The following is a 13,381-nucleotide window of genomic DNA, read 5'->3' as shown; positions in this document are numbered from 1 at the left end:
TCTGCGTATGCCCAACAACTGGCAAACGCCGCTATCATCAACCCTGGATTCTAAACCCGGCCGCTACTCAGGACGGGGGGGCGTCGCCACCTGACGACCGCTCGCTACGTTTTGTTAGCCGCTCTAAATTTGAAGGAAGTCTGTGGTATTAGCGTCAAGGAGGAATTAAAGCTTCGACGTGCAAAAGAGCCCAGATACGCTATCGCGTTTCGCTTGGCGCATAGACAGAAAAAACAAAGGAATCTCGCCCTACGACAAAGCGTCTACTTTTTTGACTCATAATCAGGACCAAACACACTCTGCGATAGCAAGCGCGCCACCGGGAACAAGCGGAATCTAGCGCCGACATCAGATCGGCTGCCTGTCAGGCAGTTTGAAAGCAACGATGGCTTTTTTATCCACTTGGAGCTGGCCCGGCTTCGCGCTGTCGCTTGCGCTGCTCGCGATGCTGGCTGGAGTCGGGGTCGGGTCCGGTTGAGGAGGTGATTCCTGGACGTGCAGATCGGATATGGTGACCACGCCTCGCGATGGCGGCGCACGGTCGGCCGGGAACTGGCTACAGTCTGCGCAGGGCCGTGTGCGCCCGCCTCATCCACCTGCTTTCCAAAGGATCCGCATGTCCCTGCACCCTCTCGCGCCTCGCCTGAGTCTGGCCGTTGGCCTGCTGTGCGCCTGCGCTGCGCACGCTGCCGAGCCGGTGGCTGCCCATCGCCTGCTGCGTGTGACGCTGGGCGGAGCGACCGACCAGCCCACCTCCGGCCGGCTGCTGGTGTTCGCCACCCTGGCCAAGGAAGCGCAGGCGCAGGCCAAGGACGGCAAGGTGGATGCGGTGGACACCAACCCGTTCCGCCCCAGCGCCACCGCGGTGGCGGCGCAGGAGGTGACCGGGCTGGTACCGGGCGGCAGCGTGCAGATCGACCTGGACAACATGGCCTTCCCCAGCGGGTTCTCCGCACTGCCGGCCGGCGACTACCTGTTCCAGGCCGTGCTGGATCCCAACCACAGTTACGGCTACATGGGCCGCGATGGCGGCGACCTGCTGAGCGCGGTCACGCCGGTCACCTTGGGCAAGAGCACGTCGCTACCTGCGCTCACCCTCAGCACCCGGCTGCCTGCCTCGGACGACCCATGGCAGGTCTCGCCGCGCGCGCCGCAGGCCGTGCGCGACGCCGTGCCCGAGGCCAGGCTGCACAGTGCCGATGCCTCGATGCTGAGCCCGTCACTGAGCGCGTTCTGGGGCCGGCCGGTGTCGCTGCGCGCCCGCGTGCTGACGCCGCCCGGCTACGACGCCAAGGCCGCCACGCGCTATCCCACCGTCTACGTCACCCACGGCTTCGGCGGCAACTACAACCGCTTTGCCGGCAGCATCGCCAGCACCTGGAGCGCCATGGCGGCCAAGCAGATGCCGCCGATGATCTGGGTGTTCCTGGACCAGTCCACCCCCACCGGCACGCACGAGTTCGCCGACTCGGTCAACAACGGCCCGTGGGGCACGGCCCTCACCGAGGAACTGATCCCCGCGCTGGAAAAACAGTACAGGATGGACGCCAAGGCCAGCGGCCGCTTCCTCAATGGGCATTCCTCCGGCGGCTGGGCCACGCTGTGGCTGCAGACGCGCTACCCCAAGCTGTTCGGCGGCACCTGGTCCACTTCGCCCGATTCCAGCAACTTCCATGACTTCACCGGCCCGGATCTGTACGCGCCCAACGCCAACATGTACCGGCGCGCCGACGGCAGCCAGGTGCCGTTGATCCGCGACCACGACAAGGTGGTGGCCGATCTGGAAACCTTCGCCAAGCTCGAACGCGTGCTGGGCCCGTACGGCGGCCAGTTCACCTCGTTCGACTGGGTGTTCTCCCCGCGCGGGCCCGACGGCCGCCCGTTGCCGATGTTCGACCGCGACAGCGGCAAGGTGGACCCGGCCGTGGTGGCCTACTGGCGCACGCACTACGACATTTCTGCCCGCGTAGCGGCGCAGTGGCCAAGGCTCAAGCCCGACCTGGACGGCAAGATCCACCTGATCGTCGGCACCGCCGACACGTTCTACCTGGATGGCGCGGCGCGCAAATTCCAGGCGGTGCTGGACGGCCTGGGCGCCAGGAGCGACTTCCGCTACCTGGAAGGCCGCACCCATTTCGACCTGTACGCCGAAGGCGACGACAACACCGCGCTGATGAAGAAGATCGCCTGGGAGATGTACGCAGTGGCACGCCCGAAGCAATGAGGGCGCCGCTGCGTACCGGTCGTCGCGAACGACCGATCGCGCCAATGCATCCGCCGGTCTGATGGTCATCACGTGCGTGATCCGGCTTGCGCCGGTCTTGGGCTCTGTCGATCCGCTCCGACCGCGGTGGTGCGTGGAATCGGGGCCGATGCTGACCTGTGGCCGGCTCGTTACAGGTTGAGCGTCGCTGCAGAGGCCCGGGAGCATCGCGCCAGCAGGAAGGGCGATGATCCAGCCAGGCCGCCTGCTCAGGCCGAGCGCTTGGGCAAGTCCCACTCCATCTGCTGACGCAACACCAGCAGCAGCACCTTCAGGCGGCCGGCGCGCACCATGGCGGCCGGCGTCTGGCCATCCAGCGCGTTCATCGGTTCGCGGAACCAGCGGATCAGGCTCTCGTTGTTGCCGCCATGCAGCGCCCAGGCATGGCAGACGATTTCGCCCAGCGCCTCGATCCCCGCGCTGCCCAGCAGCTTGAGATGCTCCGGGGTGAACTTGAACATCGACAGCACCAGTTCCGCATCGTCCGCGTTGCCGTGTTCCACGCTCATCTGCTCGCTGTGCGCGGTGCTGTAGCTGGACGGCTGCGCACGCAAGGCTTCGGCCCGGCGCATGCCGGTGAGCAGTGAAGCGATGAGGTCGGCGCGTTCCATGGGGTGATCCGGCGGTGTCTTGCGCGCACGCTAGCGGTGGCGCTGCCGGCGCTCAATCGGGAGTCTCCCGACAGCCGCCGCCCGGCCGGCCCCGTCGTCGGCAGCACTTAACACCGGGCTTGCTAGCATCCGGGCGCGTGATCGGCAGCCGCCCTGCCCGGCCAGGCTGTCGTCATTGGAGTGCCATCTCATGAGGAGTTGTCAGATGCCCTGGAAATCCGCTCTTGCCTTGCTTGCCCTGTCCACCGCCGCACTGCCGGCGCTGGCCCAGTCCGACCGCCAGGTGGCCGAGGACATGATCACCCGCGCGGCCAATGTCTGCCCTGGCCACAGCACCGACCGCACCTCGCCCACCGTCAAGGCGGTGCCGGTCGGCGCATTGCGGGTAATGCTCGACCGCGGCCTGGTGATGTGCCCGGACCGCCGCCTGGATGCTGCCGCCCCGGCGGTGTTCTATGGCCGCCTGGGCGTGTTCGCCTGGAATCCGGAAGTGCCCGCCGCCAAGACGGTGATCGTCAAGCAGATCGACAGCATGACGCGCAAGGACGACTACCCCACCGAAACCCTGGTGTGGGATGCCAAGGGCACGGCGCTCAAGCAGCAGACGGTGCCGATGTTCGAACCGCGACCCGGCGCGGCGGTGTTGTACAAAGTGCGTTGAGGCCATGGGCGAGCGCGGTGCGGCATTCCCGGGCTCGCCCCATCGCTTGGCCGCTCATCGCCAAGGCAACGCCATGACATCTCGGCGCGCGCTACGCAGCGGCGATTGCCGCCGCGCAGACGGCGCAATCAGCGATGCGTCCAGTGCGGCCGTCAAAGCCCCAGGTCGGACAGGCTTGGGTGGGCATCGGGCCTGCGCCCAAGCGGCCAATGGAACTTGCGCTCGGACTCCCGGATGGGCAGGTCGTTGATCGACGAAAAGCGCGCGCGCATCAAGCCATCGGCATCGTATTCCCAGTTCTCGTTGCCGTAGGAGCGGAACCAGTTGCCGGAATCGTCGCGCCATTCGTAGGCATAGCGCACCGCGATGCGGTTTTCGGTGAAGGCCCACAGCTCCTTGATGAGCCGGTATTCCAGTTCCCTGGCCCACTTGCGTTCGAGAAACGCCTGCGCCTGGTCGCGGCCGGTGACGAACTCGGCGCGGTTGCGCCAGCGTGTGTCCACGCTATAGGCCTGCGCCACCTTGGCCGCATCGCGGCTGTTCCAGCCGTCTTCGGCCAACCGCACTTTCAGCAGGGCGGTGTCGTGGGTGAATGGCGGCAACGGCGGGCGGGACGATGCGGACGATGACATGGCAGAACTCCTCTGAGAAACACGGAACGCGGAAGGACGCTACCCGAGCAACCGACGGGCAGCATGTTGGGCAGTGGTTGCGGAGTCCGTGCCGCCAAAGACCAGGGCCACGGCGATGGCGCCGTCGATCAACACCAGTAACTGCTGTGCCAGCGCATCCGGGTCTGGCCGGCCGGTGGCCACTACCAGGCCGTGCAGATACGCGTACAGGCGCTGCTTGTGCGCGCGTGCCGCCATGCGGATCACGTGGTTCGGATCGCCGGTCTCGCCAGCCGCATTGAGAAACGCGCAGCCATGGAAGCGGCTGTCGGCAAACCAGCCCTTCAGCGCATCGAAGCACGACAGCAGGCGCGCCACCGGGTCCTCGCTCTGCGAGGTGGCCGCCTCGAACCAGGCCATCCAGCGCGCGTCGCGGCGCAGCAAGGCCGCTTCCACCAGGGCGTCCTTGGTCGGATACAGGCGATAGAGCGTCTTGCGCGCCACCCCGGAGGCCTTGACGATCGCCTCCATGCCGGTGGCATGGATACCGCCGGCATAGATCAGGCGCTCGGTAGCGTCGAGCAGTGCGGCATTGGGCTGGGCGTCGGGGAGCGAGGACATGGGCGGTTAGAGAATGATCGTTCTCAAAACTGTAGAACGATCATTCTCTGATGTCAATGCTTGGGTGCGAGGCTGGAGTCGACGTGCGATCCGGCTTCGTTGGTTGCTGGATGCATGGATGCCCGCATTGCTGGAGCGGTCTTGCGATGAGAGGTCTCCCCAGTGCTGGCGTGAGACCAGCAACTGCTGCATGCATCGGCTCCGGCGTAGCAGCTGCGCGCCGGCACACCCGCATGACGTACCGGGTCGGTCAACTCGTCATCTGCGTGCCTGCGTGGGCTGGCCTTCGACCCACAGTGCTTGCGCGTAGATCTCATCGACCAGGCGGCGCAACGCACGCGCAGCGGTGAAGATGCCCTCGCCCAACGCGGGCACGCTGTGACTGTCCAAGGCCGCGCCGCCGCACACCGCCACCATGTCGGCCTGCGCGGTGATCGTGCGCAACAAGGTGTGGAACCTATCGATCTGGTCGGTGGTGACGCCGAAGGTGAAGTGTTCTTGCTGCGTCAGCCTGTTGTTCGTCAGCACGACATTTGGCGGACTGCCTGTCTTGCGGTTTTTCGTTGTCGTCATGGCACTGGCGCTCGACGTGTGCGGACGGCTCGTCCGTGAGCTCACGCTAGCGCATTATCTCGAATATCTGAAAATCAGATAATGCAGAAGGTTTTAGGGCGTGCGTCCTCTTACTGCCATCGTTTCAAACTGACTGCAACGGTCCAACGCTTGCAGTGAAGTCTCTCGGCTCGCCGGTAATCGGATCATCGAACGCCAGCGTGTGCGCAAACAGCTGCAACGGGTGCTCAAGATCATCCGGCTGCTGCTCCTGCAGATCCGGGTAGAAGCGGTCGTGCAGGATCGGGGCGCCCAACGCGGCCATGTGCACGCGCAACTGATGCTTGCGGCCGGTGACCGGCTCCAGCCGATACGTCCATGTGTCCGTACCGCGCGCCACCACATCGATCACCGTATCGCTGTTCGGCTCGCCCATGCACTCGCGCATGCGGAAGAACGGCTCGCCCGGCTGCAGCCGGCTGCGATGCACATAGGGAAACGTCAGCCGTGGCAGCGGCGCTGCCACCGCCAGATAGTGCTTGCGGATACGCCGCTCGCGAAACAACGCCTGGTAGACCCCGCGCGTGGCCGGGTTGGCTGAGAACAGCACCAGCCCGGCGGTGTCGCGGTCGATGCGGTGCAGCGGCACCAGCGACGGGTTGTCCAGGCGCTGTGCCAGCCGGGTGAGCAGCGTCTGGCGCACGTAGGCGCCTGCGGGAACCACCGGAAGGAAATGCGGCTTGCAGGCCACGATCAGCTGCGCATCGGCATGCACCACCGATTCTGTTGCCGCAATGATCGGCTCATCGACCACTTCGCGGAAGTAATACAGCTCTGCGCCCAATCGGTAGGGCGCATCGACATCCATGACCTGCTGCTGCGCATCCAGCACACGACCACGCGCAAAACGGGCGCGCCAGATGGCAACGTCCACGCCCGGAAAGCTCGCACACAGCGCTTCCAGCACGTTGCCCCAGGGACCGGCCGGAAGCTGGAAGCGGCTGGCAGGAACGCCATCGCGGATGGGGCGGGCAGTGGACATGGCAACGACGCAGCCGCACTCAGGCTCGGAAGCGGCCATCGTACCGCGCCGTGCCGATGCTCCCCGCCCGGGTGCACCAGCACCGCCGGGGAAAGAGGATGCCACCGAGCGCTGTGCAGCGTGCACTAGCGGGTGCTAATGCTGCGGTTTCCAGGGTGGTCTTGCGCTGCGCCAGTGCGGCGGTCAGCGCGTCGCGGGCCGCTCCCGCCTGCCACGGCATCGGCCGCAGCACGCCAGCCTCACAGCTTCATGTTCACGCCAATAAATACCTGCCGGCCGGCCGATGGCGAAAACATGGGTTGCGCCTGTGCCTGGAAGAAGCTGTCGTACCAGACGTAGTCGTACAGGCGCCCGGTGACGTTGCGCAGCTGCAGGTCCACGCTCCACGCCGGGTTGATCTGATAGCGCGCGGTGAGATCGAGCGTGGCCATGCTGCCGAACTTGCCGGCGATATTGCGCTCTTCCAGGTAGTAGTCGCCCTGCGCACGGCCCTGCAGCCCGAGCTTGAGCGCATCGGTGGCCTGGTAGTCCACGCCGATGTTGCTGATACGGCGCGGCGTTGCGATCACTTCGTTGCCCTGGATCGAGACGCTGGCATCGCGTGCATCGCGCGCGATCTTGGCCTCCTGGTAGGCATGCGATGCCCACACCGTCCATGCCTCGCCCAGCTGGGCGTTGATCTGCGCATCCACGCCGCGGCGCCGGGTCTTTCCCAGCACCACGTTGGTGCCGGTGGCGGGCATGTTGGAGATCTCGTTGGCCGCGTCCTGCTGCCAGACCGCCAGGCGCGCCTGGCTGCGCGGCAACGGGCTGAACTTCATGCCCAATTCCATGCCGGTATTGGTGGACGGCGCAATGGCGGCCTGGCCCGGAGTCAGGTAGGCCGGCGGGGTGGAGCCGGTGAGCACCTGGAAAGTACGGCCCCAGTTGGCGTAGACGTTGGTGCGCTCGGTGAACGCGTACACCACGCTGAGCTTGGGTTGCTCGATGGTGCCGTAGCGCTGCAGCGGGGCACGCACACCGCCCGGCAGCGTCGTGTCGCCGTCGAAGCGGTCCACGCGGTAGGCCGGCACGATCTTCAACGCCTCGATCGGCTGGTAGATGGCCTGCACATACGCGCCCCAGTTGTCGAACGTATGCCGGTCGTCGTTCTGGATGCGCGCCGGGCGCGCGTTGAAATCGGTGGGCTCGCTGTAGCTGAAACGCAGGCGCTGGTAGCGGTTGTCCTGGTGCTCGTAGTTCAGGCCCGCCTCCAGGGTCAGCTGGTTGTCGGCACGCCAGGTCAGCGTGTTGAGCATGCCGATCTGCGATTCGTCCCAGATGCGGCGCTGGCGTGGCGCATTGCCCACCGGCAGGTCGCTGAAGCTCACCCGGCGATCGTCCTCGTAGCTGTTGTAGTACAGCTTGGTGCCGAAGAACACCGCATCGCTGAGCGTCAGATCCAGGTGCAGACCCACCTGGCGCATGTCGCGGTCGCCGCCGTCGTTCAAGCTGTGCCGCTGCGTGGCGCGGCAGGCGGTGCGCAACTGCTCGGCGGTCAGGAAGCCAGGCTCGTCGGCTTCGTTGTGATACGCGCGCGCGGTCAGGCCGATGCGCACGCCTTCTTCCAGGCTGCCGGCGTACCACTTGCCACCCAGCGAATATTTGCTGGATGTGTCGTGCTGGCGGTAGCCGTCCGATGCCTGCCACCCCACGAAATAGTTCTGCGCAAAGCCGTCGCGCTCGCGCCCCACCGCCAGCTGCGCGTCGCGGGTATCGAAGCTGCCATAGGACAGGCGCGCGTCGGTGTAGTTGCCGCCCTGCCGCGTGCCAAAATTGACGTTGCCGCCGATGTTGTGCAGCCCGTAGCGCGGGTCGTTGGTGCCGCGGACCACTTCGATATAGCTGATGTCCAGCGGGAACAGCATGTCGATGAAGCGCTGGTTGCCGCTGTTGACGTTGCTGGGGATGCCGTCGATCAGGGTCTTGATGGCGTTGATGTAGCCCTCGCCGTTGAAGGCGCGGAAGCTGACCTTGCCCGACTCGTTGCCTTGCCGCGTCTCGGTGAGCTGGATACCGGGCATCTGGCCCAGCAGCTCCCAGCTCTGCGACACGTTCTTGTCTTCGATCTCGTCAGCACCCAGCACGTCCACCGAGGTGAGCACCTGGTGGGATGCCAGCTGGCCATCGGCATGATGGTGCACATCCACCTTGCCTAGCGTCAGCGCCGAATCGGACGACTGGGCGCGCAGCTCCGGTGGAAACAGCATGGTGACGAACGAGGCGGCCAATACTTGGGTCAGGGACAAAGACGAACGGGTCACAGGCAGCTGCAGTTTGTGGAGGTCGATGGAATATTATAACATTCGTGACCGACAGCCCAGTACGCTGACGCTTTGCGTCGCGCTGCTGGCTGAGGCGATGACGCGATTGGAAGGAGTACGAATGAGGGCTGCACCCACGCTTACGCCGGCCGCGGTTGCGCTGCCTTCGGCTGCGGTCAGGCCAGGCGCCGGCCGCCTGCAGAGCATCGACGCGCTACGCGGCTTCGTGATGGTGCTGATGTTGCTGGACCACCTGCGCGAAACCTGGTTTCTGCATGTGCCGGTGGCCGACCGGATCGATGCGACGACCGCGCTGCCGGGGCTGTATTACGCCCGCCTGGCCGCCAGCCTGTGCGCGCCGGTGTTCGTCGCGCTCACCGGCATTTCCGCCTATCTGTTCGGTACCAGGCACACCCTGGCGGAAACCCGCCTGTTCCTGATCAAGCGCGGCCTGGTGCTGATGGCGCTGGAAGTGCTGTTCCTGTCCGAGCTGTACTGGGGCGTGGCCAGCCCGACCTTCTGGCTGCAGGTGATCTGGTGCATCGGCGTGTGCATGATCGTGCTGGCCCTGTTGATCGGCCTGCCGCGCAAGCTGCTGCTGGCCGGTGGCCTGGTCATCGTGTGCGGGCACAACCTGCTCGATGGCATCGACCTGCAACCGGGCCATCCGCTGTTCGCGCCGTGGGCGATGCTGCACCAGCGCGATGTGATCGCCCTGCCCTTCGGCTTCGTCGCCAAGACCACCTACCCGGTACTGCCGTGGATCGGCGTGATCGTGCTGGGCTATGCCATCGGCCCGTGGTTCGGGCCGCGCGTGGACGCCAGCACGCGCAGGCGCCGGCTGATCGGCCTGGGCACTGCCATGCTGTTGGGCTTTATCGCGCTGCGGCTGTGGAATGGCTACGGCGATGCCCCGTGGTTCGTGGTCGACAACGACCCGGCGCGCACGCTGATGAGCTTCCTGGCCCTGACCAAATATCCGCCGTCGCTGCTGTTCCTGCTGCTCACCCTGGGCGTGGGCGCCTTGCTGCTGGCCGGCTTCGAACGCCTGGGCCAGGGACGCATCACCACCGCGCTGGCGGTGTTCGGGGGCGCACCGATGTTCTTCTATCTGTTCCACCTGACCGTGCTGCGGCTGCTGTATCACGCCGCCGAAGCGATCTGGGGGCCCACGCAGGGCACGGTGTTCGGCGTGGACCATTACGGCTGGGTGCTGGCGTGGTACGTGGCGCTGATCGTTCCGCTCTACCTTCCCACCGCATGGTTCTCCCGGCTCAAGGCCGCACGGCGCGATATCGCGTGGTTGAAGTATTTCTGAGCTGCGGTGAGTGACTTTCGGGCGATACGTGCCGCGCTGCATTAGGCGATGCTGGGGTTCCCTACCGAGAGATGGAACTCGATGCGTCGCTCTACGCTCCGCGCAGCCGCTGCCTGCCTTGCTGCCTTGCTTGCGCCGCTGGGCGCCGCTGCCCAAACCCCCTCACCGTCATTTACCGCGTGCGCGGACGCCGCGCCGCAAACACCCCTGGCCGGCAGCGAATGCCTGCTCGCCCAGGTGCCGCTGCGCCATGCAGCCGCCGATGCGGGCACCATCGAGCTGTTCGTGCGCCGTGTGCCGGCGGCCGATCACACCAAACGACGCGGAGAGGTCTGGCTGATTGCCGGCGGGCCGGGTGAAGCCGGTGCCTCGCTGTCTCCGCTGATCAGCACCTACCAGCGCGCCTTTCCCGGCTACGACCTGGTCATTCCCGACCACCGCGGCACCGGGCGTTCTACCCGTTTGTGCCCGGAGCAGGAAGCGCCGCAAAGCGCAGACGGCGTTGGGCTGGCCGGCACCGAATGGGGCCCGTGCATTGGCGGGTTGTACGCAAACGTGAAGCGCACCCAGGCTTTTTCCATCACCGAAGCGGCGCAGGATCTGGCCTTGCTGATCCGCCAGCAACGGCGCCAGGGCGAAGTACTGCTGTACGGCGTGTCCTATGGCACGCAGCTGGCGCTGCGCGCCCTGCAGGTGGCACCCATGTCGCTGGATGGGCTGGTGCTGGATGGACTGGTGCCGCCGGAAGCCGCCGCGCAGTGGGACCTGAGCCACCGCACCACCGTGGTCGATGCCGTCGGACGCGCGCTGCTGGACGAGCCACACCTGGGCGCCTATCGCAGCGTGCTCGCCCGCATCGACACCGCCGCATGGCGCAATCAGGTTCCGGGCAAGGACCTCAGGCGCTTTCTCGGCACGCTGCTCAACTTCCCTGCGTTGCGCGACAGGATTCCCGCCATCATCGACGGCCTTGCCCGCGACGATGCCACCCTGCTCACTGCATCCGTCGCCGACCTGCAGACCGCGGTGGCCGCACTGGGCCAGAGCGGCGACAACCGGCCGGCACTGCCGCTGGTAATGCTGATCGCCGCGTCCGAGAACAATGCACGACCCGCCCTCACCCGCGACATGGTCGCAGCCGAAGCCAGGGACGCCTTGTTCGTCAGCCCCATCCCCGGCCTGCTGGTAGACGCCGGCCTGCCCACCTACCCGCGCGACGCCTGGTTCGGCCGCAGCCCGACCACCCTGCCGCGCACCCTGGTCATCCACGGCACCCTGGACCCCAACACCCCGTATGCCGGCGCGCAGGCGCATGCCGCATCGCTGCAAGCGGCAGGCCCGGTGAGCTTCAGCACCGTCGAGCGTGGCGCGCATTGGCTGGCGTTTGCGGCGCCACAGTGCTTTGCGGGTGCAGTTGCTGCGTTTGCGGCACATCAGACGGCCGATGCGCGCTGTATCGAGCCAGCGGCAGAATGACGGGGGATGGGGTGCAGAAATGACGCTGCACACCTCTTCGAAACACGGTCGTCGGCGAACGGGGAAATCATCGGTGTCCCGAGAGTGGAGTGTGCCAACGGCCTAGCTGCGAGCTTTCATTGAACGGTAAGCGGATTGAAACTGCCGTTTGCAGTAACGTCGCCGTGCCCCACGCCCGACTCGCCGATGGCGCAGACCAAGGAGGCGTCCGATGACAGCGCAAAGAAGATTCACGAAGAAGGAGATCGTGCGTTGCATGGCAGTCACCGCAATCGCGCTGAGTGCAGCATGCGCCGACGCGTCGCCATTGGCTGGTGCAAGGGTCGACAACTTCGCAAACAAGTGGGCATCTGCCACTGCCTGCGGTTCTGGCCACTTCTTGAGCATGGAACTCGAGCAGCAAAACGCCCATGTCACCGGAGCGTGGAGCGAGGGAACCAACGCGCGTGGCGGTGGCGGAAAACTGCAAGGGGATGTGCGTAGCGGACAGCTCTACGTTCGCTACTGCAGCGACGATGGCGAGGCGGGCTATGCAGCATGCCCCAACTTCTCCGGTTAGCAAGATTACTTCGTTCTCGATCAGGGAACCTTGGTTCGCTACCGGAAGTTCGGCGATGCGTATAAGCGAGATGTCGTCTTGCACCCGGATGTCACCGGCAAGCAGATTCCATCCGAACCCTGCGCAGACACGGAAAGTGATCGATGAGCAGGCAGCGCGATCAATCGACCACTCCGCCACCTTGGGTGGTATGAGAGGGCACACATGCTTTTGGCCCTGAGCTTTTCAGATGGCATTGCTGAAGCTACGCAGGTCCGCTGACGTACGCACAAGCGGACTCAGCCATCGCAAGAGATGAGCTTTCTTGCGTCCGAGCGAGCCGCGCCGATGCCTGGCGAGACGTTGCTCGCAACTGCGCTGATGCACTGCTGACAAAACCGGTTGCAGCGGCTATGGTCAATGCTGGAACGGGGGTTCTTGCATGGGACGCAGAAAGAAGCAGAGCGGGTTCGAGGCATTGGCCGCATTGCCGTGGCCGGTTGGCCTGGTTGCGGGAATCGTGGCGTATCTCGGTGTACGCCACGGCATCGGCTGGTGGCTATCGCACCAAGGCGGAACACTCGCGCAAGGCATTGCACAACAAGCGGATGGCATGTTCGCGCCAGTGGCGTGGATGCTGCTCGGCCTGTGCTGGATGGCCGCGCTGTTCTCCTATCTGGGCACGCGCCAACGCCGCCGCTTCCTGGAAACCCGCACAACGCTCGAGAGCCTGGCAGCCGGTGGCTGGCGCCAGTTCGAACAACTGGTGGGCGAAGCATTTCGCCGCCAGGGCTACAGCGTGGAGGAAACCGGCCTAGGCGGCCCGGACGGCGGCATTGACCTGATCTTGCGCAAAGACGGCCGCCGCACGCTGGTGCAATGCAAACAATGGAAACGTCAGCAGGTCGGCGTCAGCGTCGTGCGCGAAATGTACGGCCTGCTCGCCCATTACCAGGCCCACGCGGTGAAGATCGCCTGCATCGGTAGCTACAGGAAACATGCAGAGCGCTTCGCCGAAGGCAAGCCGATTGATGAACGGCGAATAGGAGAATCCGACCATTGATCGGAATGTTTCTGCTTACTTTAGTGAAGTACTAAACGAGATCGCCTCTTGAAAAACTATAACGAAAAGCCAAACCGTATGTTGGCGGTAATTAATGACCAGACCTTTAATCAAGATCGATCAATCAGCTACTGCGCAGGCTTTGAGTTAGAGAAATGGCGATGTACAGCTCTTGCCAATCACCTAATGGAATGGATCGCTGACTATGCACTGTCGGAAGATGAGCTAAGCGTTAATCGACGTCCCCCCGATTTTGAGTAGCACCGCAGTTTGGAGTCCAATTCCCTACCCGACGGAGATTGGACGTGAAGAAACGTTTTAC

General features: G+C 65.0%; 12 protein-coding genes and 1 pseudogene. 7 read left to right on the top strand and 6 right to left on the bottom strand.

Translation table 11 applies throughout. The features are described 5' to 3' along the window. Positions 1–616: 616 nt before the first annotated feature. Positions 617–2,224: an alpha/beta hydrolase gene (locus XcodCFBP4690_RS21605; protein WP_104544308.1), complete on the top strand. Its 1,608-nt coding sequence runs from the start codon at positions 617–619 to the stop codon at positions 2,222–2,224. A gap of 248 nt (positions 2,225–2,472) precedes the next feature. Here XcodCFBP4690_RS21605 and XcodCFBP4690_RS21600 read toward each other — a convergent pair whose 3' ends face one another. Further along, positions 2,473–2,874 carry an antitoxin Xre/MbcA/ParS toxin-binding domain-containing protein gene (locus XcodCFBP4690_RS21600; RefSeq protein WP_104544306.1) on the bottom strand — a complete coding sequence of 134 codons (402 nt, stop codon included), beginning with the start codon at positions 2,872–2,874 and terminating at the stop codon, positions 2,473–2,475. 229 nt (positions 2,875–3,103) lie between these two features. On the opposite strand from XcodCFBP4690_RS21600, the gene XcodCFBP4690_RS21595 reads away from it, so the two are divergent. Then, positions 3,104–3,535 carry a hypothetical protein gene (locus XcodCFBP4690_RS21595; protein ID WP_208622781.1) on the top strand — a complete coding sequence of 144 codons (432 nt, stop codon included), beginning with the start codon at positions 3,104–3,106 and terminating at the stop codon, positions 3,533–3,535. Between the two features lie 152 nt (positions 3,536–3,687). On the opposite strand, the gene XcodCFBP4690_RS21590 is transcribed toward XcodCFBP4690_RS21595, so the two are convergent. The 5 genes from XcodCFBP4690_RS21590 to XcodCFBP4690_RS21570 all read right to left on the bottom strand — a co-directional run bounded on the left by XcodCFBP4690_RS21590 (position 3,688) and on the right by XcodCFBP4690_RS21570 (position 8,610). After that, positions 3,688–4,167, bottom strand: coding sequence for a nuclear transport factor 2 family protein (locus tag XcodCFBP4690_RS21590; RefSeq protein WP_104544302.1), 480 nt, complete (start codon positions 4,165–4,167; stop codon positions 3,688–3,690). A 39-nt stretch (positions 4,168–4,206) separates the two neighbouring features. Continuing rightward, positions 4,207–4,767: a TetR/AcrR family transcriptional regulator gene (locus XcodCFBP4690_RS21585; RefSeq protein WP_104544300.1), complete on the bottom strand. Its 561-nt coding sequence runs from the start codon at positions 4,765–4,767 to the stop codon at positions 4,207–4,209. Positions 4,768–5,025: 258 nt separating this feature from the next. Beyond that, a complete protein-coding gene (locus tag XcodCFBP4690_RS21580; protein WP_104544298.1) occupies positions 5,026–5,340 on the bottom strand; it encodes a hypothetical protein in 315 nt (104 codons plus the stop codon). 124 nt (positions 5,341–5,464) lie between these two features. Further along, positions 5,465–6,361 carry a pseudouridine synthase gene (locus XcodCFBP4690_RS21575; RefSeq protein ID WP_104544296.1) on the bottom strand — a complete coding sequence of 299 codons (897 nt, stop codon included), beginning with the start codon at positions 6,359–6,361 and terminating at the stop codon, positions 5,465–5,467. 239 nt (positions 6,362–6,600) lie between these two features. After that, positions 6,601–8,610, bottom strand: a complete 2,010-nt coding sequence (locus XcodCFBP4690_RS21570; protein ID WP_104544310.1) for a TonB-dependent receptor — start codon at positions 8,608–8,610, stop codon at positions 6,601–6,603. 175 nt (positions 8,611–8,785) lie between these two features. Here XcodCFBP4690_RS21570 and XcodCFBP4690_RS21565 point away from each other — a divergent pair, with 175 nt between their 5' ends. The 5 genes and pseudogenes from XcodCFBP4690_RS21565 to XcodCFBP4690_RS22845 all read left to right on the top strand — a co-directional run bounded on the left by XcodCFBP4690_RS21565 (position 8,786) and on the right by XcodCFBP4690_RS22845 (position 13,320). Beyond that, positions 8,786–9,982 (top strand): acetyltransferase domain-containing protein, encoded by a 1,197-nt coding sequence (locus XcodCFBP4690_RS21565; protein WP_104544294.1) that lies wholly within the window; start codon positions 8,786–8,788, stop codon positions 9,980–9,982. Positions 9,983–10,063: 81 nt separating this feature from the next. After that, a complete protein-coding gene (locus XcodCFBP4690_RS21560) occupies positions 10,064–11,458 on the top strand; it encodes an alpha/beta fold hydrolase (protein ID WP_244183769.1) in 1,395 nt (464 codons plus the stop codon). Between the two features lie 211 nt (positions 11,459–11,669). Continuing rightward, a complete protein-coding gene (locus XcodCFBP4690_RS21555; protein WP_244183768.1) occupies positions 11,670–12,017 on the top strand; it encodes a hypothetical protein in 348 nt (115 codons plus the stop codon). Between the two features lie 421 nt (positions 12,018–12,438). Beyond that, a pseudogene (locus XcodCFBP4690_RS21550) lies at positions 12,439–13,029 on the top strand (restriction endonuclease); the annotation flags it as partial. Positions 13,030–13,107: 78 nt separating this feature from the next. Beyond that, on the top strand, positions 13,108–13,320 hold the full coding sequence (locus tag XcodCFBP4690_RS22845) for a Hachiman antiphage defense system protein HamA (RefSeq protein ID WP_167394746.1): 213 nt from the start codon (positions 13,108–13,110) through the stop codon (positions 13,318–13,320). Positions 13,321–13,381 lie beyond the last annotated feature (61 nt).

This window comes from Xanthomonas codiaei (genome assembly GCF_002939785.1).
GTDB lineage: Bacteria > Pseudomonadota > Gammaproteobacteria > Xanthomonadales > Xanthomonadaceae > Xanthomonas > Xanthomonas codiaei.
The sequence above is the reverse complement of the archived record's forward strand: the minus strand, read 5'-3'. Positions and strand labels throughout refer to the sequence as shown.